Source organism: Microbacterium panaciterrae (assembly GCF_039541635.1).
GTDB lineage: Bacteria > Actinomycetota > Actinomycetes > Actinomycetales > Microbacteriaceae > Microbacterium > Microbacterium panaciterrae.
Genome location: NZ_BAABGP010000003.1, coordinates 85099 through 107986, shown reverse-complemented (window position 1 = coordinate 107986; position 22888 = coordinate 85099). Strand labels below are relative to the sequence as shown.

The window sequence follows — 22888 nt, the reverse complement described above, 5'->3', positions numbered from 1 at the left end:
AGGTAGCGTCGCGACATGGACGTCATCGACTACCTGTTGGACGGCGATCCCGCGATCCGCTGGCAGGCGCTGCGGGATCTGACCGACGCGGCCCCCGAGAAGGTCGCGGCCGAGCGCGCGCGTGTGGCCGCCGAGGGCTGGGGCGCTCGGCTGCTCTCGCTGCAGGCGGACGACGGGCTGTGGGACGGTGGCGTGTATCGCCCCGGCTGGGTCGATGAGGATCGGCCGATGTACGACGCGTGGACCGCCACGCATTTCAGCCTGCAGCAGCTCGCCGATCTCGGCGTGGATCCCGCGGATGAGCGGGTCCGGCGGGCGGTGGCCCGGGTGCGCGAACACGTGCGCTGGGACCAGGAGGGGGCGCCGGCCTATTTCGACGGAGAGACCGAGCCGTGCGTCAACGGCGTCGTGCTCACCGTCGCCGCATATTTCGGGGAACCCGGTGACGCCGTCCTCAAGACGTTGCTCGAGGGTCAGCTCGCGGACGGCGGGTGGAACTGCTGGGCCGAGTACGGTGCCGAAGTGTCGTCGCTGCACTCCACGATCTGCGTGCTGGAAGGGCTGCTCGCCTGGGAGCGGGCGACCGGAGGAACGGACGAAGCCCGCGCCGCGCGTCTGGCCGCCGAGGAGTACCTGCTCGAGCGCCGGCTGTTCCTGCGGCGCAGCACAGGGGACGCCATCGACCCGCGTTTCACGATGGCCTCGTATCCGGTGCGCTGGTACTACGACGTGCTGCGTGGGCTGGACTACCTGCGCCAGGCTCGGCCCGAGGGCGACCCGCGGTGCGCGCCCGCCATGGAACTGCTGCGCGATCGACGCGGAGCCGACGGGTTGTGGCGGCTGGAGAACACGCGCGAGGGGCCGACGCTCTTCGACATGGAGGGTGAGAGAGAAGGATTTCCCAGCCGCTGGGTCACCCTCCGCGCTCTGCGGGTGCTGCGCTGGGCCGATCAGGTGCCGGACCGGCTGCGCGCCTAGCGTCGCCCGAAGCGGCGGTGCGCGGCCTGGCGGGTGGTGCCCAGCGCACTCGCGATCGCCTGCCAGGAGTAGCCACCGGCGCGGGCGCGGCGCACCTGGACCTCCTCTGCGCGAGCGATCTCGCGACGCACCTCGACCAGCCGGTGCAACTCGGCCAGCGGCTCGCCCTGCGGATCCGTCGCCTGTGCGGTCTTCATGATGACACCTCTCCTCGCGTCAATGATGGTTGACAAAAGGAAAGGTGTCAATAGATGTTGACAGTCGGGGGGGTCAGGTCGGCAGCGCCCGACGGCGATTGCGCACCCCGATCGCGGCCACCGCGGCCATCAGCAGGGCGAGCTCCAGGGCGTTCAGCCCGAGGGCCGTGCCGTGCAGCGCGTCGACCGGCGCCGAGCCCACCGCGACCGGGGCGTGCGAATGCCCGTGCCCGCCCGTACCACCCGACCACACGTGCAGCAGGATCGTCGTCGCCGACATCGCCATCGCGCCGCCCCAGGACGCGTCGGACGGCGCGGTTCGTCGCGGACGCAGGCAGAGTGCACAGGCCGCGGCGAGGATCGTCATCGCCGCGGCCAGGACCGAGGGGGCCGCGAGCAGCATCGCGAGGTGCGTCACGACGCAGCCCGTCGTGACCAGCAGGCAGGCCAGCTGGAGCGCACCCCGCACGGTGCGGAAGGGTCGGATCATGATCGTGTCCGCTCTCAGCCGTGTTGGAACCAGGTCGTCTTCCAGTCGGTGTAGTTGTCGAGCGCATGCCGGGAGAGGTCGCGGCCGAAACCTGATTGCCGGAAGCCGCCGAAGGGCGTCGTGAGCCCCAGTGCGTCCACGGTGTTGACCGAGACGGTCCCGGCGACGAGCCGCTCCGAGACGCGGTGCGCACGGCCGAAGTCGCTCGTCCACAGCGAGGCGGCGAGGCCGTATTCCGTGTCGTTCGCCAGACGGATGGCCTCGTCCTCGTCGTCGAAGCCGAGCACCACGACGAGCGGGCCGAACACCTCGACCCGGTGCAGGTCATGGTCCGCGTCGAGACCCGTGACGATCGCCGGACGCAGATAGGCGTCGGATCCGGTGATCGTGACCCGATCCCCGCCTGCCACCAGCTCGCCGTCCGCGGCCGCCTGCGCGATCGCGGCCGACACGTCGTCGGCGTGCGCGCGGCTGATCAGACTGCCGTTGCCGTCGCTGCCGGCGAGCGGATCGCTCGGCGCATACGCCTGCGCGGCCTCCGAGAGCAGCGCCACGAACTCGTCGTGCACCGAGCGCTGCACCAGGATCCGCGAGTTCGCGGAACACACCTGCCCCTGGTTGTAGAACGCGCCGAACGCGGCCTTCGCGGCCGCCGCCTCGAGGTCCGCATCGGCGAAGACGAGGTTCGAGCTCTTGCCGCCGGCCTCGAGTGCGACCCGCTTCATGTTCGAGTTCCCGGCGCTCACCATGAGCCGCTTGGCCACCGCGGTCGAGCCCGTGAAGGCGAGTACGTCGATGTCGGGGTGCAGTGCGATGCGCTCGCCGACGACGGATCCGCGCCCGGGCACGACGTTCAGCACACCGGCGGGGATCCCCGCCTCCAGGGCCAGATCCGCGAGCCGGAGCGCGGTCAGCGAGGTCTCGGTCGCCGGCTTGTGCACGACGCTGTTGCCGCTCGCGAGGGCGGGCGCAAGCTTCCAGGCGGCGATCTCGAGCGGATAGTTCCACGGCGTGATCGCGCCGACGACACCGAGTGGCACGCGCTGCACGAGCGCGGTGGATCCTGGCGGGGTGGCAGGGATCTCGTCGAACCGCTTGTCGGCGAGCTCGCCGTACCAGCGGAACGTCTCGGCCGTGCCGGGCACGTCGACGGTCAGGGTCTGCGCGATCGGCTTGCCCGAGTCGAGGGTCTCCAGCAGCGCGAGCTCCTCGAGGTGCGCCATGATCAGGTCGGCGAGGAGGATCAGTGCTCTGCCGCGTTCGGCGGCGCCACGGCGGCTCCACGAGCCCTCGTCGAACGCGCGTCGGGCGATCACGACGGCGCGGTCGACGTCTGCGGCTGTGCCCGCCGCGAGGTCGGCCAGATGCGCGAGCGATCCGGGGCTGTGCACCGCGATGGTCGCGGCGTCCGACGCGTCGACGCGCCGGCCGCCGATCATGGCGCGGCCGTCGATCGCGAGTTCACGGCTGCGTGCGGTCCAGTCGGTGGGGGTCATGCGGCACTCTCCTTCGGAGTGTTCGAGGCCTTCGGCGTGTACGAGGCCTTCGTCGGCGGCAGGCTACTCGGATCTGTGGCGACGACGTCGATCACGGTCCAGGCCATGAGCACCGCGGCATCGAGGAGCGCCTGCTCGGCGACGGGCCCGACGCACGCGGCGGCGAACTCCTTCTGATGGTTGCCGTACGGCAGGGATCCGACACCGATGTACGGGTGGATCGCGGGGACCAGCTGCGAGACGTTGCCCATGTCGGTGGACGCGCGGTTCATCCGGCCGGCGACCTCCGGATCCGCGAACACGCGCCCGCGCGCGAGCGCGTTGGCCCGGTAGAACTCCAGCGCGCGCTCGTCGGGGCGGAACTCGGAGTACGGCTTGCTCTCCGGGGTGATGCTCAGCGCGGCGCCGGAGGCGAGCGCGCCGGCCTCGAAGCAGCGCCGCACCCGCTCCTCGAGGTGCGAGAGCTCGGCGAGGGAGTTCGCGCGGGTGTACCAGCGCCCCTCGGTGCGCTCCGGGATCGCATTCGGGGCGTATCCGCCGACGGTCTGCACGCCGTGCACGCGGGTGTCGGCGGGCAGCTGCTGCCGGAGCAGCCCGATCGCGACCTGCGCGACGAGGAACGCGTCGTTCGCGTTGACGCCCTGATCCGGATAGGCGGCGGCGTGCGCCGAGACCCCGTCGTAGGCGACGTGGCTGTGCGAGACCGCGAACGGCCGGGCCTCGGCGACATCGACCGGCGCGGGGTGCACCATCATCGCGAGGTCCAGATCGCGGAAGGCGCCGGCTTCGATGAGCTCGATCTTCCCGCCGCCGCCCTCCTCGGCCGGCGTACCGTAGACGCGCACGGTGAGTCCGAGCTCATCCGCGAGCGGTGCGAGCGCGAGCCCGGCGCCGACCGCCGAGGCCGCGATGAGGTTGTGCCCGCAGGCGTGCCCGAGTCCGGGCAATGCGTCGTATTCGGCCATGATCCCGATGATCGTCGGGCCGGAGCCGGCCTCGGCGAGCAGCGCGGTCTCCAGGCCGAGGTAGCGGGGAGTGACGCGGAAGCCTGCGGCGGTCAGCGCCTCGCCCACCCAGGCCGCGGCGCGGTGCTCCTGCCAGGCAGTCTCGGGGTTCGCGTGCAGAGTCTCGGAGAGCGTGATCAGCTCCGTGGCGACCGCGGCGACGGTCGCGTCCGCGGTGGCCTTGAGCGCGGCGACGTCACTCATCGCCGGGCACTCCGTATGACGGCGCGGCGGACGGATCGATCCCGCGGGTGACGTAGTCGTCGCGCTGCGGCAGCCAGGCCTCGAGCAGGTCGCCGAGCGCGGCGATCGGATCCGCGTCGGTCCAGTCCACGCGCAGATCCGTGACCCGCCAGCCGGCGTCGCGCACGACCGACAGCCCGGCGGAGTGCACCGGGCCCTCCTCGCCACCCGCGGCGACGGCGGCGTGCAGCGCAGCGAGCAGGCGCCCCTCGAGGTCGCCCTCGGCAGCGGCGAACGCATCGACCATCAGCTGCGGGATGTCGGCCGAGGCCAGCATGTTGCCGCCGGCGGCGACGCCGACACCGGTGGCCGCGCCGACATTGCCGAGCGCCCGCTCGCCCGAGTACACCGCGGCCCGGCCCTGCGCGTCGACGACGAGCAGTTGACGGAACGCGATATGCGGAGTCTCAGCGGTGACGGCGTCGAGGGCCTGGGCGGCCGATGCGCCGTCGCTGAGTGCCGCGAGCAGGATCGGACCGAGGCGCGGATCAGTGATGTTCTGCGAATTCACCGCGCCGATTCCGTCGGTCAGATGCACGCAGCGGGCGGCGACGGCGGGGGAGGAGGACGAGATCGCGGATCCGAACGCCCCCGACTCGTCGCGGGCGACGATCGAGAACGTCATCGCGGGTCCTCATCGGATGCCCGGTCCGTGCTGATCACGGCGGTCGCGTCGATCTCGACCAGCCACTCCGGGCGGGCGAGTGCGCTGACGACCAGCCCGGTCGAGACCGGGAACACACCCTTCAGCCACCGTCCCATCACGCGGTAGACCGTTTCGCGGTAGCGCGGGTCGATCAGGTACACGACGACCTTGACGATGTCGTCGAGGGAGGATCCGGCCTCCTCGAGCAGCATCGCGATGTTGGCCATCGCCTTCTCCGCCTGAGCCTCGACATCGCCGATCCCGACGGATTCGCGGGTGTCCAGATCCTGCCCGATCTGGCCGCGCAGGTAGACGATGCCGCCCGCGACGACGGCCTGGCAGAGGTCGTTGTCGAGGTTCTGCTCGGGGTAGGTGACCTTGGTGTTGAACGGACGGATGCGGGTGTGCGTGGGCATCATGCGGCTCCTGTCGATGCGAACTCGATCTCGGCGGGGTGAGGGGGACTGGTCTGCGCGGAGGCCCGATAGGCCGCGTACCCGCGCTGGATGCCGATCTGGTCGGCGATGTGGCGGGCGTCGTGCCAGACGCCCCACAGGAAGCTGGATCCTCTGCGGGACTGCCACGGCAAGCCGAGGAAGTAGATCCCCGACTCGGCCGACACGCCGCGCTGGTGGCGCGGGCGCCCGCGCTCGTCGAAGGCCGCGGGATCGATCTGCAGCCACGAGTAGTCCAGCGCGAACCCGGTGGCCCAGACGATCGACGTCACACCGGCGGCGTGCAGATCGAGCGACAGGATCGGGTGCGTGAGGCTCTCCGGATCCTGGCCGATCACATGCGCCTCCGGCTCCGCGGGCAGATCGAGTCCGTTGCGCAGCACGTAGGCGTCGGCCTCGTCCAGCACGGAGAGGTAGTTTGCGTCTCCGGCGAGGATGTTGGCGCGCAGGTCGGGAGCGATCGCAAGCTCGCCATCCTCGTAGGCGCCGGCGCGGCCGAGCAGGGTCACCCCGGTCGCGGCGAGCCGGCGGAAGTCGACGGTGTGCCCGCCGTGGGCTCCGCTCACCGCGATCGTCACGTGTTCGGCGCCGACCGGGGGAGCGGCCATGTCCCACTTGCCGAGCACGCCCAGCCACCAGCAGAAGTCGCGGCCCCGGTAGCTGCGCGGAGGACGGTCGTGCGGGCCGACCGCGAGGTACACCTCGCGACCGGAACGACGCAGTTCGTCCGCGATCTGCACGCCCGACGATCCCGCGCCCACCACCAGCACCGCGCCCTCCAGCAACTGCGCGGGGTTGCGGTACTGGTTCGAGTGGAGCTGGTGGATCCCCGCCTCGTCCGGCACGACTTCGGGGATGATCGGGCGCTGGAACGGCCCGGTCGCGGCGACCACGTAGCGGGCGTCGATCGTTCCCTCATTCGTCTCGACGGAGAACCCCGGGCGGTTCGCCTGCGGGCGCACGCTGCGCACCTCGACGCCGGTGCGGATCGGCGCGCGGAACTTCTCGGCGTACGCGACCAGATAGTCGGCCACCTGCTCCTTGCCGACGAAGCTGTCCGGATCACCGTCGAACGCCAGACCAGGGAACCGGTCGTGCCAGGCCGGACCGTTCGCGACCAGCGAATCCCAGCGCCACGAGCGCCAGCGCTCTGCGATCCGGTCCCGTTCCACCACGAGATGCTCCACGCCTGCCCGGCTCAAGTGCTCGCTCATCGCGATGCCGGCCTGGCCGGCGCCGACGACCAGCACCTCCACGTCTTCGTGCGACATCCGTTCCTCCACTGCGTTCGTTCCTGCTGCCTCCATGCTCGCGGGGTCATTCATATCTGTCCACTTCACATATCCGAAGAACTGCATCTGATCTGTTGATATGCTTTCGCCATGGCCCGACTCCAGAGCGCCGACATGACACTCGTGCAGCTGCGCTACTTCGTGACCGCGGCGATGCATCGTTCGATGACGGAGGCGTCGATCGATCTGCACGTCGCACAGTCGGCCGTCTCGACCGCGATCGCACAGCTGGAGAGATCGCTGGGTGTGCAGCTGTTCGTGCGGCAGCGCAGCAAGGGCCTCTCTCTGACCGAGGCGGGAGAGCAGCTGCTGCGCGATGCGCAGTCGGTGCTCGCGCAGGTGGAGGAGATGACCGACGTCGTCCGCGGACGGCATCATCAGGTGCGCGGCACGTTGCGGCTCGCGTGCTTCGTGACGCTCGCTCCGTTCGTGCTGCCTCGGCTGATCACCCGCGTCGAGCAGGAGCATCCTGACCTGCGGATCGAGATCATCGAGACCGACATGGAGGGCACGACGGACCTGCTGCTCTCCGGAGCCGTCGAGGGAGGCATCATCTACGACTTCGGCAGGGTGCACGACCTCGCGTTCGACCCGCTCTTCCCCTCGCCTCCGCATGTGATCCTCGCGGCGGATCATCCGCTCGCCGAGCGTGAGGACGTGGCGTTGGCAGAGCTCGCCGAGTCCGAGCTGGTGCTGCTGGATCTGCCGCAGTCGCGGGAGTACTTCCTCGGCATGCTGGAGGCCGCCGGCGTCGTACCCCGGGTGCGGTACAGCTCGCACAGCTACGAGACCGTGCGCTCGCTGGTCGCGCGCGGGCACGGCTATTCGATCCTGAACCAGGTGCCGCGCGCGCCGCTCACCTACGACGGCGGGGAGCTGCGGGCGCTGCGCATCGCGGGCGACCCACCGGCCCTCGACGTCTGCTTCGCGCGTGTGACACGGGTGCGACCGACCGCGCGGACGCAGGCGGTCGCGACCCTCGCCCGAGAGCTGTTCGGCACCGCCGGCTGACGCGGGCGGCCAGCGCGCGCCCGCGTCAGCCGCCTCAGCAGTGGCAGTGTCCGTCGGTGCAGTGCGTGCAGGCGTGACCGCTCGGTGACGGCGGCACGTCGAGCGCCGGGTTCTGGTCGAAGAAGCCGGTCGGCTTGAGCGTGAACCCGGTGTAGTCCACGGGCATGATGGGCCAGTCCTCGGTGCGCGGGAAGTGCGTGAGGCCGAAGCTGTGCCAGAGCACGATGTCCTCGCCGTCGATCTCGCGATCCGCCTTCTGGAACTCCGGCAGACCGGGGGATCCGACGCTCTGGTTCACGAAGTCGCCCGCCGGGTAGCGCTCCCCCTCGGCATACCGGGTCACCCACAGGTGCTCGGTCGCGAACGCGGCGCGCTTGCTGATCGAGGATCCGTCCGCCGCGGCGAGCGTGGGCTGACCCTGCGGGAACAGCGTGTACGCGACCGGTTCGCCCACATGATTGCGCTTCTCGGTGTTCACGACCTCCCACACCCGGCCGACGCTGCCGTCGGCGCGGCGGCGAGCATCGGACTCCTGGGTGAGCGCTCGCCGCGATCGGGTGAACGCGTTGCCGTGCGGGTTGCCCTCGCCCTGTGGCACCCGCTGCACGTCGAGCTCGTGCACGGCGTTGCGCTCACCGTCCACGGCCATGTCGAGCCGCGCGCAGAACAGGTGCTGGTGGTAGGGCGCCGCGAGGCCCGGCGCGATGTGCGACGCGTACGGGTATCCCGCGCCGGGGTAGCGCGCCGTGAACACGATCCCGGTGGCCTTGGCCTCGAACTCGATCGTGCCGTCCAGGTAGAAGTACCAGTAGAAGCCATAGTCGTAGTTGCCGACGGTCGTGAAGAAACTCACCACGAGGCGGCGCTGACGGCGGGAGGAACGGTGGTTCGCCCACTCGTCGGTGTGCTTCCAGAGCAGGCCGAAGTCCTCCTCGTGGATGCAGATGCCCTGGGAGATCTCGCGCGGGTTGCCGAAGTCGTCGGCGACGACGGGGGACAGGTAGGTGATCTCGCCCAGGCAGTCGCAGCCGAGCTCGAGCGAGTTCGCGTCGCGGCCCACCAGGTATTCTCCGGTGTCGAAGTAGTTCTGCCATGAGCGGTATGGGGCGGGATCGCCGTAGGGCACGACCATCTCGGCGATCGACGCGCGCTCGATGACGGAGCGGCGGGTGCCGTGATCGTCGAATCCGATCTGACCGAGGATCAGTCCTTCGCGAGCGTCGAATCCGACGTGCAGATCCCACTTCTGCCAGCGCAGCACGTTGCCCTCGAGTGTGAAGCTCGGGCCCTCCGGCTGGGTGATCTGCAGAGGCTTGAGGTCGGTGCGCAGCGGCCCTGTCAGCTCCGGATCCTCGAAGTTGCCGTTCGTGAGCGGATCATCGGTGGGGCCGCCGTCGATGATGCGCACGACCTTGCGCTCGATCATGTCCACGAAGGCGACCAGCTGGTCGACCGGATGACCCCAGGCGTAGTCGTTCGCGTCGCGCTGCACGAAAGCGAGACCGCGCAGCAATCGTCGGCCTTCCTCGCCGTCGTAGTCGAAGATGCCCGCGGAGAGAGGGGCGACACGCACGCCGTCAGGGGTCAGGCCACGCGTCGCGAGAGCGGCACGCCAGCCCTCGTCCGCGCCCAGGATGCCCTCGATCGCTTCGAACTCCTCGAGCAGCACCGGCGCCTGCCCTGCCAGCGCCGGATCGACGTCGACCGCCGACACGGTCGTGCCGGCGCTCAAGTCGATCACGAGGTCGGTCGTGGCTCCGGTCGCCGTATCGAGCAGGATCCCCCTCGCCTCGCGCGGCACGGGGTCGCCGCTGCGCAGGGCGGCCTTGGCAGGCTCTTTGAGCGACAGATAGGCCACGCGCACGGTGTCGCCGAGGCGGCCCTCTGCGACGAGATGGTCGCGTGCCGCGGTGAGCTCCGCCGCATTCAGGGGGTCGAGCGGGTGCGCGACGATGGTGGCGTCAGAGGCTTCCAGGGAAGTGCTCACGGTGTCTCCTTCAGGGCGGACGCTGTGTTCGGCGCGAAAGCCGGGTACAGGGTGGGTCAGAGCTCGTGCGGGTGGGTCGAGACCAGGACCTCGGTCTCGGCGGCGGCGGCGTCGAACTGATCCGCCGCAGCTGAGGAGCCGGGCCGGCGGCGCTCGTACAGGTAGCCGACGAGGGCGAGGACGGCGATCACCACGAGCGTGCCGATCGTGAATGTCTCGAAGGTGCCGCGGTCGACGCCCCAGACATCCGCGAAGTCGTATTTGATGCCGAACACCGCCTCCAGTGTGCCGGGGAACACGGCCACCCAGGATCCGAGCACGACCCACGCGTAGATCACGACGGTGCAGATCCACAGGCCGATGCGTCCTCCGGGGACGCGGAACGGCCGCGGCACGTCAGGGTACTTCCTGCGCAGCACGATGACGGTGGGGAAGATCAGAAGGTAGGACAGCAGCAGGGTCGAGATCGCGACGGTGAGCACGACGGTGAAGGCGGCGGCGGCACTGCCGTTGAGCAGCAGGGTCGCGGCCACGCAGAAGACCGTGGCGACCACGCCGGAGAGCAGGTTCATCCGCACCGGCGTGCCGAAGCGGTCCGAGAACTTCCCGAAATAGCGGAAGAACGCTCCGTCCGCACCGGCCGCGGCCTGCACCCGGTCGGATGCGATCATCCACGCGCTCGCCTGCGTGAGCACGACGAAGACGAACAGCGCGGCAGCGATCCACATGAGCGGGCCGGAGGCCGCACCGTAGACGGTGAAGACCTCCTTGAAGGCGTCGAGCAGGCCCGTGGCACCCTGCACCTTGTCGGCGGGCAGCACAGCGAGGATCGCGAAGATCGGCACCAGGTAGCAGAGGATCGAGATGAGGCCCGACGATGCGATCGCGCGCGGGACGTCCTTCTGCGGGTTGCGCATCTCTTCGGCGGCTCCGTTCGGCGCCTCGAACCCGACGACCGCGAACAGGATGACGGGCGTCACGGCGAGGAATCCGCCGAGCGTGGGAGAGAACTCGCCCGCGGCGTAGCCGTGCACGCCGTTCTTCGCCGCGTAGACGACGACGGTCACGACGAAGATCGCGAGCAGCGCGACCTTGACGATGCCGCCGACGGCGACGATCACCTTGCCGTAGTGCAGCCCGATGATCGCGGTGAGGATGGCCAGCCAGATGAAGCCGATCTTGAACGCGTAGTCTTCGATGCTGCCCGTCTTGAGCGGCGAGATGTAGGCGTCCCAGGTTGCCGCGGAGATGAACACGAGCGATCCGCCCATCCACAGCGGGTTAGTTATCCAGTAGAACATCGTCGACAGGGATGCGGCGAGCTTGCCGAAAGCGAGGCGCACCCAGACGAACGGGCCGCCTTCCTCGTGGAACGCGCTGCCCAGTTCGGATACGACGAACGCGTACGGGAGCAGGAACGTGACGCCGATGACGAGCGTCCACGTGAACGCCTGCGCCCCGCCGCCGGCCGCGATCTGCGCCACGGTGTCGATCGAGATGATCGCCGCGATCGACAGGAAGATGATGTCCAGTCGCCCCAGGGTCTTGCGGAAATTCTGGTTGCGAATCGCGGACGTTGCGATCTCAACGCTCATGGGGACTCCTCTGTCCGAGCCGTGCTGATCTTCGCGGGCCGGATCGCGGATGCGATCGGAGCCTCTTCGGGTGATGATCACAGTCAACCGGCACATGTGAAATCACGCCAATACACAGATGCGCGGCGCTGCATCAAATGAAATGATGCAGCGCCGCGCCAGGGCAAGGGTCACGGCTGGGCGGGCACGCCCAGGTCGTCCTCGTAGTCGTGATCCTTGGTCTCCGGGAGGAGGATCAGCGCGATCAGGGTCAGCACCGCCATCGATGACAGGTAGATGCCGACGAGCCAGGGCGATCCGCCGGTGAGCTGCCACAGCCACACCGCGATGAGCGGAGCGACCGCGGCGCCCAGGATCGATGACACGTTGTACGACACCGCGGAGCCGGTGTAGCGCACGTTGGTCGGGAACAGCTCGGGAAGCAACGCGCCCATCGGGCCGAACGTCGTGCCCATCAGCAGGAAGCCGAGGATGAGGAACGACTGCGTGAGCACGACAGCGAACGGCTCCCCGGCGTGCTGGCCGAGGAAGAACGGGAAGGTGAAGCCGAACAGGATGATCGCGATCGTCGTCCAGATCAGCAGCTTGCGACGTCCGATCCGGTCGGCCCACGGGCCGGAGAGCAGGGTGAAGATGCCGAAGAACACGACGCCGATGATCTGCATCACCACGAAGTCGGTGTATCCGAAGCCCTGGCCCGGATAGAACTGCGCCGCGAACGCGGCGGCGTCGAACGGCTTGCCCGCCGTCTCCGCAGCCTTCTGCGCGGCGGCCGACGCGATCTGCATCGACCACGGCTTGGTGCCGAACGAGAGCGTGAAGTTGGTCATCAGGTAGAACAGCACGTAGGTCGCCAGCATCACGAACGTGCCCAGGATCAGGTGCTTCCAGTGGTGTCGGAACACCGTCGCGAGCGGCAGCTTGCGGATCGCCCCGTTGTCGGACGCGCGCGTGAAGGTGTCCGACTCGACCAGCTTCAGACGCACCCAGAGGCCGATGATCACCATCACGGCGGAGAACAGGAACGGCACCCGCCAGCCCCAGCTCAGGAACGCCTCGGACTTGAGCGCCGGGTTGGTCGCGTGCGGCAGCATCGCGTTGATGATCAGGAACAGCCCGTTCGCGATGATGAAGCCGAGCGGTGCGCCCAGCTGCGGGAAGGATCCGTACCAGGCGCGCTTTCCGGCGGGGGCGTTCTCTGTGGCGACGAGCGCGGCTCCGGACCATTCGCCGCCGAGGGCGAACCCCTGCACGAGGCGCAGGATGAGCAGCAGCAGCGCGGCCCACCAGTTGATCTGCGCGAACGTCGGCAGAACACCGATGAGGAACGTGGCGATCCCCATCGTGAGCAGCGACGCGACGAGGGTGACCTTGCGGCCGTACTTGTCGCCGAAGTGCCCGAACACCATCGCGCCGATCGGACGCGCGATCATGGCCGCGCCGAACACCCCGAACGAGGCCAGCAGCGCCGTGGTGTCATTGCCGGTCGGGAAGAACAGGATCGGGAACACCAGCACCGCGGCGGTCGCGTAGACGTAGAAGTCGTAGAACTCGATCGTCGTGCCGATGAGGCTCGCGAGGATCACCCTCGATCGCGGGTTGGCGGGCGCGGTCACGGTGCTCATGCAGATCCTCCGGTCATGGTGCAGTCTTCCCCCAGGCGCTCCGACGAGCACCCCGGGAGTCTACGCCGGGCTCTCAGCCGGCACACAGGTTGACACGCGGTCGCGGCGGAGTTCTCGCACCCCCGGAGGGGACGTTTCAGTCGGTCGTCACCAGATCGCGGCGATGCCGGCGTTCACGGCGGTGAGCACGCCCACGCCCCAGAACAGCACGGGCGGGACCGAGTCTCCGCGCTTCTGACGGGCGGATCCGATGCCGAGCAGCGCTCCGATGATCAGCAGGATCACGAGCTTGGTCCCGATCTTCGCGTAGTTGATGCTCGCGCCCGTGGGCAGTCCCCAGGGCGCTGCGAGCGCGAGGCCGGCGACACCGGCGATCGTCAGGCCGACGGTCATGAGGCCGGTGATCTGCTTCTTGCCGCCGAAGGCCTGCACCGCCCAGGAGCCGAACAGCGTCGCGAAGCCGATCAGGTGGATGAACAGCACGATGTGGCGCAAGGTTTCCATGACGACAGGCTATGCCCGCGTCCAGGAACGTGCCAGGAAGGCACGCCTCAGCCCGCGGCCTCAGCCTCGCAGCGAGCGGATCACCTGGGCGGTGCGCAGGGCGGCGTCGGCCGCCTCGGCGCCCTTGTCCTCCTTGGAGCCTTCGAGCCCCGCGCGATCCAGGCCCTGCTGCTCGTCGTCCAGCGTGAGCACACCGAAGCCGACGGGCTTTCCCGCGTCCAGCGAGACCCGGGTGAGGCCGTCGGTGGTGGCGGCCGAGACGTACTCGAAGTGCGGGGTGCCACCCCGGATGATCACGCCCAGCGCGACCACCGCGTCGGCGCCGCCCGCGAACGCGGCCTGCGCGGCCACGGCGAGCTCGAAAGACCCGGGAACGCGCACCAGGCGATGGTTGGCACCCGTGGCCTCGAGCACGCGCTGCGCACCCGCGATCAGGCCGTCCGTGATCGTCTCGTGCCAGGTGCCGGCGACGATCACGACGTTCAGGCCGCTCGCGTCGATTCCGCCGGTCTCCGGTGCCCCTGCGCCGCTCATACGTCGTTCCTTCCGTTCTCCGCGCCGTTCGCCGCGAGGGCTGCGGCGAGGTCTGACTCGCCGATGATGTGGCCCATCCGATCGCGCTTGGTCTCGAGGTACTGGTGATTGTTCGGCCCGACGCCGACGATCAGCGGCACCTGCTCGATGACGTCCAGGCCGAGCTCGCGCAGCTGCGCGACCTTGTCGGTGTTGTTCGTCAGCAGACGCACCTTCGACACGCCCAGGTCGGTGAGGATCCCGGCCGCCGCCGCGTAGTCGCGCGCGTCGGCGGGAAGGCCCAGGGCGAGATTGGCGTCGACGGTGTCGAGGCCCTCCTCCTGCAGCGCGTAGGCGCGCAGCTTGTTGATCAGACCGATGCCGCGTCCCTCGTGGCCGCGCATGTAGATGACGATGCCGCCCTCCTGCTCGATCGCGTCCAGCGCCGCCTCGAGCTGCGGGCCGCACTCGCACTTGAGCGAGCCGAACGCCTCGCCGGTGAGGCACTCGGAGTGCACCCGCACCAGCGCGGTCTCGGTGGGCTCGCCGGAGACGACCGCGAGGTGGTCGGTCCCGGTGATCCTGTCCTTATATGCGAGGAACCGGAACACGCCGTGCGTGGTGGGCACGGTGGCGTCGGCGCGCAGGCTCACCCGGCGGCGCGTGTTGTTCGCCACGCAGTCCGCCTCGTCTCGCGGGTCGACCTCGTTGAGATAGGCGATGAGCTGCTCGATCGTGATCACGGGGATCCCGTCGCGCGCGCCGAGCTCCTGAAGGCCGGGCAGGCGCATCATGCTGCCGTCCTCGGCGACGACCTCGGCGATCGCGCCGACCGGGCGCAGCCCCGCCAGGCGCATGAGCTCGACAGCCGCTTCGGTGTGTCCGCCGCGCTGACGCACGCCGCCGTCGACGGCGCGCAACGGCAGCACGTGCCCGGGGCGGATGAGGTCGCCGGGCGTGGACTCCTCGTTCGCGAGCACGTTCAGCGTGTGCGCGCGGTCGGCGGCGCTGATGCCGGTCGTGACGCCGGAGGCCGCATCCACGCTGATCGTGTAGGCGGTGCCGCGGGCGTCCTCGTTGGCCTCGACCATCGGCGGCAGGTTCAGCGCATCCGCGATCTCGGACGGCATCGGCGCGCACAGGTACCCGGAGGTCCAGCGCACGGTCCAGGCGATCCACTCCGGCGTCGCCAGCTCTGCGGAGAGGATGACGTCGCCCTCGTTCTCGCGGCTCTCGTCGTCCGCGACGAGCACGGGACGTCCGGCGCGGAGGGACTCCAGCGCCTCGGGGATCGTGGAAAGGCTCATCGGGAGCCTCCTTCCGTTGCGGCGGCGCGGTCGGCGCCGGTGTCTGCGGCCCGGAACGCGAGCAGCCGCTCGACGTGCCGGGCGAGGATGTCGGTCTCGAGGTTCACGCGATCGCCGACGACGCGGGATCCGAGCGTCGTGGCCGCGAGGGTCTCGGGGATGAGGGACACCTCGAACCAGTCCCCGGTCCCTGAGCCGGCGGCCCCGGTCCCTGAGCCTGTCGAAGGGGCGTCGCTCACGGCGCTCACGGTGAGCGAAGTGCCATCGACGGAGATGGATCCCTTGTCGACGACGAGCGGCGCCAGGTCGCGCGGCAGCGAGATCCGCAGCACGCTCCACTGCGCACCGGGTCGCACCTCGAGCACGTCGCCGACGCCGTCGACGTGGCCCTGCACGATGTGGCCGCCGAGGCGGGCGCCCACGGGCATCGCCTTCTCGATGTTGACGCGGGTGCCGACGGTCGCGCCGCCGATCGCCGCGACGTCGAGCGTCTGCTTCATCACATCGGTGTCGAAGGTGTCGGCCGTGGATCCGACGACGGTCAGGCACACGCCGCTCACCGCGATCGACTCGCCGTGCACGGCATCGGAGGCGGCCTTCGGCGCGCGCACGGTGAGCCGCCAGCCGTCGCCGGCGGGCGCGATCGCGGTGATCTCGCCGATCTCCTCGATGATTCCGGTGAACATCAGGATCCTCCTTCGTTCCGGGTGGTTTGGGGGCGGGTCGCGGTCTCGTCCGCGGCGTCGAGGTGAGCGATCGCCAGCAGGTCGTCACCGAGCGGAAGCCACTCGTCGACGACGAGGCGCCGGGCGTCGCCGATCGAGCCCACGCCGATGTCGGTGAGCGCCAGCTTCGGGCCGCCGAGCAGCACGGGGGCCAGATAGGCGAGGACCTCGTCGGCGAGGCCCGCGGCGAGGAAGGCGCTGGCCAGCGTCGGGCCGCCCTCCACGAACACCCGCTGCACTCCGCGGTCGCGGAGATCGGCGAGGATCACCGCGAGATCATGCTGCGGGTAGAACAGCGGCTCGTGCGGGTGGCGGCGCACGGCCGCGTCCACAGGCGTCTCCCGCATGCCGATCACGACGGGGATCGGCTGGTGCGGGAGCAGCGCGTCGCCCTCGCGCGCGCTGAGGGCGGGGTCGTCGGCGAGCACCGTGCCGGTGCCGACCACGATCGCGTCGGCCTGGGCGCGGCGGCGATGCACATCGGCGCGGGCGGCGGGACCGGTGATCCACTGGCTGGTTCCGTCCGCGGCGGCGGCGCGGCCGTCCAGGCTCTGCGCCCACTTCACCGTCACGTGCGGGCGTCCGAGCCGCTGCACGGCCAGCCAGCCGGCGATGAGCGAACGTGCTGCCTCGGATCCTTCGCCGGCCTCGACGTCGAGCCCCGCGGTGCGCATCCGCTCCGCCCCTCCGCTGGAGGCGACGCCCGGATCGTCGAGCGCGTAGAGGACGCGGGCGACGCCGGCGTCGATGAGGGCCTGTGCGCACGGACCGGTGCGGCCGGTGTGATTGCAGGGTTCGAGCGTCACCACCGCGGTGGCGCCGCGCAGCTGTGCGGCCGCGACGCGCGACAGCGCGTCGACCTCGGCGTGGGGCGTGCCGGCCCCGCGGTGCCAGCCCTCGGAGAGCACGCGGCCGTCGGGGGAGAGGATCACGGCGCCGACCTGCGGGTTCACTCCGCGCGGGCCACGGCGCGCGATGTCGAGCGCGCGCAGCATCGCCGCGTGCTCCACCGGTGTCGCCGTCATGTCGTTTCCTCGTCCTGCGTCAAAAGGATCGGATGTCCGGGGCGGGCGCACGGCGACCGTGCGTGCTGCCTCTCATCCGGACTCGCGAGCTTTCGCTCGCATCACCGTCGGTCCCGGAATTCCACCGGATCGGCCTCGAATCCACTCAGGATCCTCGGTTCGCGGACTGTCACCGCCGGTTCGGATTCTCACCGACCCCGGAGCACGTTTCTGCTCCCAGCTTAGTCAACACGCCTCCCTCCGATTCATTCCGGCGAATGCTCCTGTGACGCCGCGGGTCATCCTCGCAGGCTCATTTCAGCAGCCGGGACAGGCGTCTGTCTGCAAGCGGCTTGCCCCCGGTCTGGCAGGTGGGGCAGTACTCCAGCGACCGGTCGGCGAAGAACACGCTGCGCACGGTGTCGCCGCAGACCGGGCAGGCCTCACCGCGGCGGGCGTGCACCTGCATGCCCCGGCGCTTCGCGTCCTTGAGGTCGGCCGGGGGCCTGCCGCTCGCCGCGGTCACCGCATCGCGAAGGGTCGTCTGCATCGCGTCGTACAGTCGGGTGACGTCGGCATCGTCGAGACCACCCGCGGAGGCGTACGGCGACATCCGCGCCGCGTGCAGGATCTCGTCCGAATAGGCATTGCCGATCCCGGCGATCACGCCCTGGTCGCGGAGCAGGCCCTTGATCTGGGTGCGACGGCCGTCGAGCAGCGCCGCGAACGCGTCCCGGGTGAACGACGGATCCAGCGGATCCGGTCCCAGCCGCGCGATCCCGGGGACATCGGCGGGATCGCGCGCGACGTACGCGGCCAGCGACTTCTTGGTGCCCGCCTCGGTGAGGTCGAATCCGCTGCCGTCGTCGAACGCGATCCTCATCGCGATCGGCGACTTCCCCGGACGGATCAGCGTCGCCGGCAGCGCGTCATACCAGCGCAGCCACCCGGCCTTGGCGAGATGGAAGATGAAGTGCAGCTGCGATTCGGTCTCGCTCGCCAGCGTCAGGTCGAGGAACTTGCCGTGCCGCGCGACGGACTCCACCCGGGAGCCCGCAAGGACGGTCACCGCGGGATCGAAGGTCTTGAGCGCCGAGACGGCCGACACCGAGGCGCGCGTGATGGTCAGCCCGACCGCACGCGCGCCGAGGAAATCGACCAGCCCCTGCACCTCTGGCATCTCCGGCATGGGTTCATCCTGCCACCGGCCACCGACCCGTGGCGGGATGAACCCGTGCTGGTCTGCGTCAGACCCGGCGGAGCAGACCGACCCTGTCGTACACGTCGGCGAGCGTCTTGTCGGCGACCTCGTCGGCACGGGCGGCATTCGCCGCGAGGATCCGGTCGAGCTCGGCGGGGTCGGCCAGCAGCTCGCTCACGCGCTCGCGCACCGGGCCGAACTCGTGCACGACGACCTCGGCGAGGCCCTTCTTGAAATCGCCGTAGCCGCGGCCCGCATACTCGTCTTCGATGGACTCGATCTGACGGCCGGTGAGTGCGGCGTAGATGGTGAGCAGGTTCGAGACGCCCGGCTTGTTCTCCCGGTCGTAGCGGACGGAGCCCTCGTTGTCGGTCACCGCGCGCATGACCTTCTTCGCCGACTTCGCCGGATCGTCCAGCAACCACAGCACGCCCGCGTCGCTCTCCGCCGACTTCGACATCTTCGAGGTCGGGTTCTGCAGGTCGTAGATGCGGGCCGTGTCCTTCTGGATCACCGGGATCGGCACGACGAACGTCTCGCCGAAGCGCGAGTTGAACCGCTCGGCGAGGTCGCGGGTGAGCTCCACATGCTGCTTCTGATCGTCGCCGACCGGAACGACATCCGTCTGGTACAGCAGGATGTCGGCCGCCATCAGCACCGGATAGGTGAACAGGCCGACCGAGGCGGCATCAGCGCCCGAGCGGCTCGTCTTGTCCTTGAACTGCGTCATCCGGCCGGCCTCGCCGAAGCCGGTGATCGTGCTGAGGATCCACGCGAGCTCGGCGTGCGCGCGCACGTGCGACTGCACATACAGCGTCGACTGGGAGGGCTCGATGCCCGCCGCGATGTACTGCGCGGCGGTGCGACGGGTCTTCTCGCGCAGCTCGGCCGGATCCTGCGGCACGGTGATCGCGTGCAGGTCGACCACGGAGAAGAACGCGTCGTAGGAGTTCTGCAGGTCCCGCCACTGCAGCAGCGCCCCGATGTAATTGCCGGCCTGGAGGGAGTCGGCGGAGGGCTGCATTCCGGAGTAGAGGCGGGGTTTCGTCACGGTTCAATCCTATGGGGCGCCCCGGCGTCGCACGGCCCGCCCCCTAGGCTGGGCGCATGGCGGTTCCCGGGCAGACATCGCGTGCGCGTTCGCGCAGGGATCGCGCGCTGTACGTCGAGATCACGATCCGCGCTCCGCTCGAGACCGTCTGGGAGCTCACTCAGGATCCGCATCGGCACATCCGCTGGGACGCGCGATTCAGCGCGATCCGGCCCGTGCGGACCCGCGAGGACGGCGCTCAGGAGTTCGAGTACGAGCGCGGGCTGGGACTGCACACGATCCGGGGCACCGGGGTGTCGCTCGGCACTCGGCACGGACGCGAAGGCGAACGCACATCCGCACTCGTGTTCGATTCCGCCGATCCGCTCTCGCCCCTGCGCCGCGGCAGGGGATACTGGCGCTACGTCCCCACGACGGATGGTGTGCGCTTCCTCACCGGCTACGACTACGAGCCGGGCTGGGGTCCGCTTGGCCGGGTTCTCGACCCGCTGCTCGTGCGCCCCTTCGTGTGGTGGCTCACCGCGCGCAGCTTCGATCGCCTGCGGCTCTGGGCCGAAGCGGGGATCGCGCCGGAGCGGACCTCGTGGTGGCGCGCACTGCGCCCCGGGCCTCGTCCGCGGGCGCGGCGCTGCCTGTCCCGGCCGCCGCAGCGCGGATCCGGGGTCATGCAGGATGCACCCGCCGCGCTCGCGGAGATCGAGCGGTGACCGGGGCGCAGGGCGTCTTCCAGCGCGCCCTGGGGGAGGAGTTCGCGCGACTCCATCCGCAGCTGCAGCGTCGATTCGGTGTCGGCGTGGCCGCCGGATACGGCTGCATCGGCCGCGGCGTGATGACCGAGGTGCGACGCGGGCCCTGGTGGACAGTCCCCTTTCTCGCGCTCGGCTCGGCGCGCAACATCATGTTCCCGGAGAAGGGCAGCGGGGTCCCGTTCCAGATCGACAACCATGCGTACGTCGATGGATTCGGCCGCGAGACGGTCACCTTCGCCCGCACCATGCAGGTGCGTCCAGGGCGACGGCGACGCTTCGACGCGACCATGATCTACAGCGCGGCGCGCGGACGCATCGTCGACTACCTCGGCACGCACCAGCATCTCGCCGTGGATCTCGACCTGTCGGTCACCGATGACGGCGCGCTCCGGCTGGTGTCCGGAGCGCAGCGCTTCTACGAGGGGCCCATCGCGTTCCGGTTCCCCCTGCTGCTCAGCGGCCGCGCACACCTCGCCGAACGATACGACGACGAGCGTGAGTTCTTCGTGATCGATCTCGAGGTTCGCAATCCCGTCTTCGGACTGCTGTTCGGCTATCGAGGCGAGTTCACCTGCGAGTTCCCACAGGAGCAGGATGCACCGGAGACCGCGAAGCCGTACCGCGAAGAGCACCGCGAGTGAGCGGAAGGGCGCGGGCCGCGAGGGCGGGGACCGCTCAGTACGTGTAGTCCACGACAACGGGAGTGTGATCGCTCCAGCGCTCGGCGTAGGTGGCGGCACGGGCGACGTGATAGCCGGTCGCGCGCTCGGCGAGCGCAGGCGTCGCGAGGTGGTAGTCGATCCGCCAGCCCGCATCGTTGTCGAACGCCTGACCGCGCATCGTCCACCACGTGTAGGGGCCGTCGACCTCGCCGTGCGTCGCGCGGCCGATGTCGACCCAGCCGAGGCCGGGTCCGGTGGAGCCGTCCACGCCGGCGACCTGCTCGCCCGCCGCGCCCAGGAAGCGGTCGAAGTAGGCGCGCTCCCGCGGCAGGAAGCCCGCCTTGGTGCGGTTGCCGCGCCAGTTCTTGATGTCGAGTTCGCGGTGGCCGACGTTGAGATCGCCGGTGACCAGGGCGAGCCCGCCGTCGGCGCCGAGCTCACCCATTCGCGCGGTCATCGCGTCGAGGAACTTCCATTTCTCGACCTGCTTGGGGGTGTCGGCCTCGCCGCTGTGCACGTACGCGCTGACCACCGTGAGCAGGGTGTCTCCGAGCACGAAGTCGGCCTCGAGCCAGCGGCCCTTCGAGTCGAAGTCCTCGGCGCCGAACGTCGTGCGGGATGCCAGCGCGGGCTGCCTGCTGAGCACCGCGACGCCGGCGCGGCCCTTGGCCGTCGCCTCGTCGTGCAGGATCGACCAGCCGGGGAACGCCGCCTCGAGATGCTCGTCCTGCGCGCGCACCTCCTGCAGAGTGAGCACGTCGACACCGGCATCGTCGAGCCAGGTGTGCATCCCGTTGCGGACCGCGGCGCGGACCCCGTTGACGTTGACGGTGGCGATACGCAGGTGAGGCATGGATCCAGCCTAACGAGCGCCGCCGACATCGCTCTTCACGCCCGACGTGCGACGGCGCGGCCGCGCGTCGACCGGCGCCTCCGTGTGCGGATCATCGCGGCGCGGCCCCTCCAGCAGCAGCCCGAGCAGCCCCTCCTCGTCGTCCGAGGGTGCTGCCGCCGCCTGATCCGCGAGCGCATCGCCCCACTCCTCGCGTGCTTGCCGCGCGGCGCGGGCGGTCGCGCGGCGGCGCCACCATGGTGCGGCGTCATGGGCCTGTTCCGCCCGACGCAGACGCACCTCGGCGGCCAGCACGAGGGCCGCGAGTTCTGCGCGCCGCGCCGCGTCCTCGTCGACCTCCTGGAGGGGCTGGTCGCGGTCCTCGGCGGTGAGCGCGATCCATGCCGCGGCGACCAGGATCACGACCGCCACCCAGCGGCACCACAGCAGCATCGCGATGATCACGGCGAAGGTCGCCAGCAGTGGATTGCCCGGGGTATGGCTGAGCAGCAGGCCGGCGCCCAGCTGCAGCACCACCACCGCGCCGCCGCCGAGCATCGACCCGGGAAGGATCGTGCGCCAGGCGAGCCTGGTGCCGGTGAGGAACCGCACGAGCAGCGCGATCGCGGCGGAATCGATCGCGAACATCACCACGACGGAACCCGCCCGGGTGAGCAGGTCGAAGGCGGTGGTGCCGAGGTGCCAGCCGAGCAGGTCGAGCACCTGCCGGAGCGCCCAGACTCCCACGAAGCCGAGGACCGATCCGACCAGCAGCGCCAGGCCGAACAGGATCCCGGCGACGCCGTCTCGCAGCTTCAGCAGCACGAAGCTGCGGCTGTCGTACGGCAGCCCGAAGATGTCCCGCACGGCGCGCCGGGTGAAGGTCACCGCGGTGATCCCGGTCCACGCGACCACGACGGCGGCGACGAAGCCCGTGATGCTCAGCACGCTGCTCGCCTCGGAGGCGAGCGACTGCACGTCGTCGGGATGGACGAGGCCGTGCTCGCTGACGATGCCAGGGATGTAGCTGTTCGCGATCGCGGTGAGCAGGGCGATGGCCCGCTCGCTGCCGCCGAGCCAGAGACCGGCCGAGGCGAAGGCGATGTAGAGCAGGCCGAACACGGCGAAGAGTCCCTGGTAGCTCATGCCCGCGGAGAGCAGGAATCCGTTGCGCTGCAGGAACCGGCGCCAGACCCGGATCGGGAACGCCCGCATCGTGCGGCGGGTGAGTGCGGCCGCACGCTCGATCGGCGCCTCGAGTCGCGCTCTCAGCTCCGATTCGGATTCCGCCACGCACTCACCCTAGCGACCGGGCGAGACG

23 protein-coding genes and 1 riboswitch are annotated in these 22888 nt (G+C 70.0%); of the genes, 4 read left to right on the top strand and 19 right to left on the bottom strand.

Annotated elements, in window-relative coordinates; all coding sequences use genetic code 11:
- Positions 1-15 precede the first annotated feature (15 nt).
- Positions 16-978, top strand: a complete 963-nt coding sequence (locus tag ABD882_RS00555; RefSeq protein WP_345183282.1) for a hypothetical protein — start codon at positions 16-18, stop codon at positions 976-978.
- On the opposite strand, the gene ABD882_RS00550 is transcribed toward ABD882_RS00555, so the two are convergent.
- The 7 genes from ABD882_RS00550 to ABD882_RS00520 form a co-directional block, all read right to left on the bottom strand.
- Entirely contained in the window at positions 975-1175 is a 201-nt protein-coding gene (locus ABD882_RS00550; RefSeq protein WP_345183280.1) for an AsnC family protein, read from the bottom strand. The genes ABD882_RS00555 and ABD882_RS00550 overlap by 4 nt on opposite strands.
- A gap of 73 nt (positions 1176-1248) precedes the next feature.
- Positions 1249-1665: a hypothetical protein gene (locus tag ABD882_RS00545; RefSeq protein WP_345183278.1), complete on the bottom strand. Its 417-nt coding sequence runs from the start codon at positions 1663-1665 to the stop codon at positions 1249-1251.
- 14 nt (positions 1666-1679) lie between these two features.
- Complete coding sequence (locus ABD882_RS00540) at positions 1680-3161, bottom strand: aldehyde dehydrogenase family protein (protein WP_345183276.1); 1482 nt, start codon at positions 3159-3161, stop codon at positions 1680-1682.
- Complete coding sequence (locus ABD882_RS00535; RefSeq protein WP_345183274.1) at positions 3158-4369, bottom strand: amidohydrolase; 1212 nt, start codon at positions 4367-4369, stop codon at positions 3158-3160. The genes ABD882_RS00540 and ABD882_RS00535 overlap by 4 nt, the downstream gene beginning before the upstream one ends.
- Positions 4362-5033 carry a DUF1028 domain-containing protein gene (locus tag ABD882_RS00530; protein ID WP_345183272.1) on the bottom strand — a complete coding sequence of 224 codons (672 nt, stop codon included), beginning with the start codon at positions 5031-5033 and terminating at the stop codon, positions 4362-4364. The genes ABD882_RS00535 and ABD882_RS00530 overlap by 8 nt, the downstream gene beginning before the upstream one ends.
- A complete protein-coding gene (locus ABD882_RS00525; RefSeq protein WP_345183933.1) occupies positions 5030-5470 on the bottom strand; it encodes a RidA family protein in 441 nt (146 codons plus the stop codon). The genes ABD882_RS00530 and ABD882_RS00525 overlap by 4 nt, the downstream gene beginning before the upstream one ends.
- A complete protein-coding gene (locus ABD882_RS00520) occupies positions 5470-6780 on the bottom strand; it encodes a flavin-containing monooxygenase (protein ID WP_345183270.1) in 1311 nt (436 codons plus the stop codon). The genes ABD882_RS00525 and ABD882_RS00520 overlap by 1 nt, the downstream gene beginning before the upstream one ends.
- Positions 6781-6891: 111 nt before the next feature.
- Here ABD882_RS00520 and ABD882_RS00515 point away from each other — a divergent pair, with 111 nt between their 5' ends.
- Positions 6892-7812: a LysR family transcriptional regulator gene (locus ABD882_RS00515; protein WP_345183268.1), complete on the top strand. Its 921-nt coding sequence runs from the start codon at positions 6892-6894 to the stop codon at positions 7810-7812.
- A 34-nt stretch (positions 7813-7846) separates the two neighbouring features.
- Here the strand turns inward: ABD882_RS00515 and ABD882_RS00510 are convergent, their stop codons facing one another.
- The 10 genes from ABD882_RS00510 to trpS form a co-directional block, all read right to left on the bottom strand.
- Positions 7847-9799: a primary-amine oxidase gene (locus tag ABD882_RS00510; protein ID WP_345183265.1), complete on the bottom strand. Its 1953-nt coding sequence runs from the start codon at positions 9797-9799 to the stop codon at positions 7847-7849.
- A gap of 56 nt (positions 9800-9855) precedes the next feature.
- Positions 9856-11394, bottom strand: coding sequence for an APC family permease (locus tag ABD882_RS00505; RefSeq protein ID WP_345183263.1), 1539 nt, complete (start codon positions 11392-11394; stop codon positions 9856-9858).
- 170 nt (positions 11395-11564) lie between these two features.
- Positions 11565-13019 (bottom strand): MFS transporter, encoded by a 1455-nt coding sequence (locus ABD882_RS00500; RefSeq protein ID WP_345183261.1) that lies wholly within the window; start codon positions 13017-13019, stop codon positions 11565-11567.
- Between the two features lie 147 nt (positions 13020-13166).
- A complete protein-coding gene (locus tag ABD882_RS00495; protein WP_345183259.1) occupies positions 13167-13523 on the bottom strand; it encodes a Fe-S protein in 357 nt (118 codons plus the stop codon).
- 60 nt (positions 13524-13583) lie between these two features.
- A complete protein-coding gene (gene ribH / locus ABD882_RS00490) occupies positions 13584-14057 on the bottom strand; it encodes a 6,7-dimethyl-8-ribityllumazine synthase (RefSeq protein WP_345183257.1) in 474 nt (157 codons plus the stop codon).
- Positions 14054-15343, bottom strand: coding sequence for a GTP cyclohydrolase II (gene ribA / locus ABD882_RS00485; RefSeq protein ID WP_345183255.1), 1290 nt, complete (start codon positions 15341-15343; stop codon positions 14054-14056). Before ribA ends, ribH begins: the two co-directional genes overlap by 4 nt.
- Entirely contained in the window at positions 15340-16029 is a 690-nt protein-coding gene (locus tag ABD882_RS00480) for a riboflavin synthase (RefSeq protein ID WP_345183253.1), read from the bottom strand. The genes ribA and ABD882_RS00480 overlap by 4 nt, the downstream gene beginning before the upstream one ends.
- Positions 16029-17093: a bifunctional diaminohydroxyphosphoribosylaminopyrimidine deaminase/5-amino-6-(5-phosphoribosylamino)uracil reductase RibD gene (ribD, locus tag ABD882_RS00475; protein ID WP_345183251.1), complete on the bottom strand. Its 1065-nt coding sequence runs from the start codon at positions 17091-17093 to the stop codon at positions 16029-16031. Before ribD ends, ABD882_RS00480 begins: the two co-directional genes overlap by 1 nt.
- 58 nt (positions 17094-17151) lie before the next feature.
- Positions 17152-17303, bottom strand: a riboswitch (FMN riboswitch).
- Positions 17304-17385: 82 nt separating this feature from the next.
- Positions 17386-18261 (bottom strand): Fpg/Nei family DNA glycosylase, encoded by an 876-nt coding sequence (locus ABD882_RS00470; RefSeq protein ID WP_345183249.1) that lies wholly within the window; start codon positions 18259-18261, stop codon positions 17386-17388.
- A gap of 58 nt (positions 18262-18319) precedes the next feature.
- A complete protein-coding gene (gene trpS / locus ABD882_RS00465; RefSeq protein ID WP_345183247.1) occupies positions 18320-19324 on the bottom strand; it encodes a tryptophan--tRNA ligase in 1005 nt (334 codons plus the stop codon).
- Positions 19325-19380: 56 nt separating this feature from the next.
- Here trpS and ABD882_RS00460 point away from each other — a divergent pair, with 56 nt between their 5' ends.
- Positions 19381-20031, top strand: coding sequence for an SRPBCC family protein (locus tag ABD882_RS00460; protein WP_345183245.1), 651 nt, complete (start codon positions 19381-19383; stop codon positions 20029-20031).
- The gene (locus tag ABD882_RS00455) at positions 20028-20714 is read left to right on the top strand and encodes a DUF4166 domain-containing protein (RefSeq protein ID WP_345183243.1); all 687 of its coding nucleotides are present in this window, start codon (positions 20028-20030) and stop codon (positions 20712-20714) included. Before ABD882_RS00460 ends, ABD882_RS00455 begins: the two co-directional genes overlap by 4 nt.
- Before the next feature lie 34 nt (positions 20715-20748).
- On the opposite strand, the gene ABD882_RS00450 is transcribed toward ABD882_RS00455, so the two are convergent.
- On the bottom strand, positions 20749-21588 hold the full coding sequence (locus ABD882_RS00450) for an exodeoxyribonuclease III (protein WP_345183241.1): 840 nt from the start codon (positions 21586-21588) through the stop codon (positions 20749-20751).
- Positions 21589-21597: 9 nt separating this feature from the next.
- Positions 21598-22860: a YihY/virulence factor BrkB family protein gene (locus tag ABD882_RS00445; protein ID WP_345183238.1), complete on the bottom strand. Its 1263-nt coding sequence runs from the start codon at positions 22858-22860 to the stop codon at positions 21598-21600.
- Between the last annotated feature and the right edge of the window lie 28 nt (positions 22861-22888).

What these genes read in the sequence shown, in the direction of transcription:
- ABD882_RS00555 (WP_345183282.1), top strand. Translation starts at nt 16, where the DNA reads ATGGACGTCATCGACTACCTGTTGGACGGCGATCCCGCGATCCGCTGG.
- ABD882_RS00550 (WP_345183280.1), bottom strand. Translation starts at nt 1,175, where the DNA reads ATGAAGACCGCACAGGCGACGGATCCGCAGGGCGAGCCGCTGGCCGAG.
- ABD882_RS00545 (WP_345183278.1), bottom strand. Translation starts at nt 1,665, where the DNA reads ATGATCCGACCCTTCCGCACCGTGCGGGGTGCGCTCCAGCTGGCCTGC.
- ABD882_RS00540 (WP_345183276.1), bottom strand. Translation starts at nt 3,161, where the DNA reads ATGACCCCCACCGACTGGACCGCACGCAGCCGTGAACTCGCGATCGAC.
- ABD882_RS00535 (WP_345183274.1), bottom strand. Translation starts at nt 4,369, where the DNA reads ATGAGTGACGTCGCCGCGCTCAAGGCCACCGCGGACGCGACCGTCGCC.
- ABD882_RS00530 (WP_345183272.1), bottom strand. Translation starts at nt 5,033, where the DNA reads ATGACGTTCTCGATCGTCGCCCGCGACGAGTCGGGGGCGTTCGGATCC.
- ABD882_RS00525 (WP_345183933.1), bottom strand. Translation starts at nt 5,470, where the DNA reads ATGCCCACGCACACCCGCATCCGTCCGTTCAACACCAAGGTCACCTAC.
- ABD882_RS00520 (WP_345183270.1), bottom strand. Translation starts at nt 6,780, where the DNA reads ATGTCGCACGAAGACGTGGAGGTGCTGGTCGTCGGCGCCGGCCAGGCC.
- ABD882_RS00515 (WP_345183268.1), top strand. Translation starts at nt 6,892, where the DNA reads ATGGCCCGACTCCAGAGCGCCGACATGACACTCGTGCAGCTGCGCTAC.
- ABD882_RS00505 (WP_345183263.1), bottom strand. Translation starts at nt 11,394, where the DNA reads ATGAGCGTTGAGATCGCAACGTCCGCGATTCGCAACCAGAATTTCCGC.
- ABD882_RS00500 (WP_345183261.1), bottom strand. Translation starts at nt 13,019, where the DNA reads ATGAGCACCGTGACCGCGCCCGCCAACCCGCGATCGAGGGTGATCCTC.
- ABD882_RS00495 (WP_345183259.1), bottom strand. Translation starts at nt 13,523, where the DNA reads ATGGAAACCTTGCGCCACATCGTGCTGTTCATCCACCTGATCGGCTTC.
- ribH (WP_345183257.1), bottom strand. Translation starts at nt 14,057, where the DNA reads ATGAGCGGCGCAGGGGCACCGGAGACCGGCGGAATCGACGCGAGCGGC.
- ribA (WP_345183255.1), bottom strand. Translation starts at nt 15,343, where the DNA reads ATGAGCCTTTCCACGATCCCCGAGGCGCTGGAGTCCCTCCGCGCCGGA.
- ABD882_RS00480 (WP_345183253.1), bottom strand. Translation starts at nt 16,029, where the DNA reads ATGTTCACCGGAATCATCGAGGAGATCGGCGAGATCACCGCGATCGCG.
- ribD (WP_345183251.1), bottom strand. Translation starts at nt 17,093, where the DNA reads ATGACGGCGACACCGGTGGAGCACGCGGCGATGCTGCGCGCGCTCGAC.
- ABD882_RS00470 (WP_345183249.1), bottom strand. Translation starts at nt 18,261, where the DNA reads ATGCCGGAGATGCCAGAGGTGCAGGGGCTGGTCGATTTCCTCGGCGCG.
- ABD882_RS00460 (WP_345183245.1), top strand. Translation starts at nt 19,381, where the DNA reads ATGGCGGTTCCCGGGCAGACATCGCGTGCGCGTTCGCGCAGGGATCGC.
- ABD882_RS00450 (WP_345183241.1), bottom strand. Translation starts at nt 21,588, where the DNA reads ATGCCTCACCTGCGTATCGCCACCGTCAACGTCAACGGGGTCCGCGCC.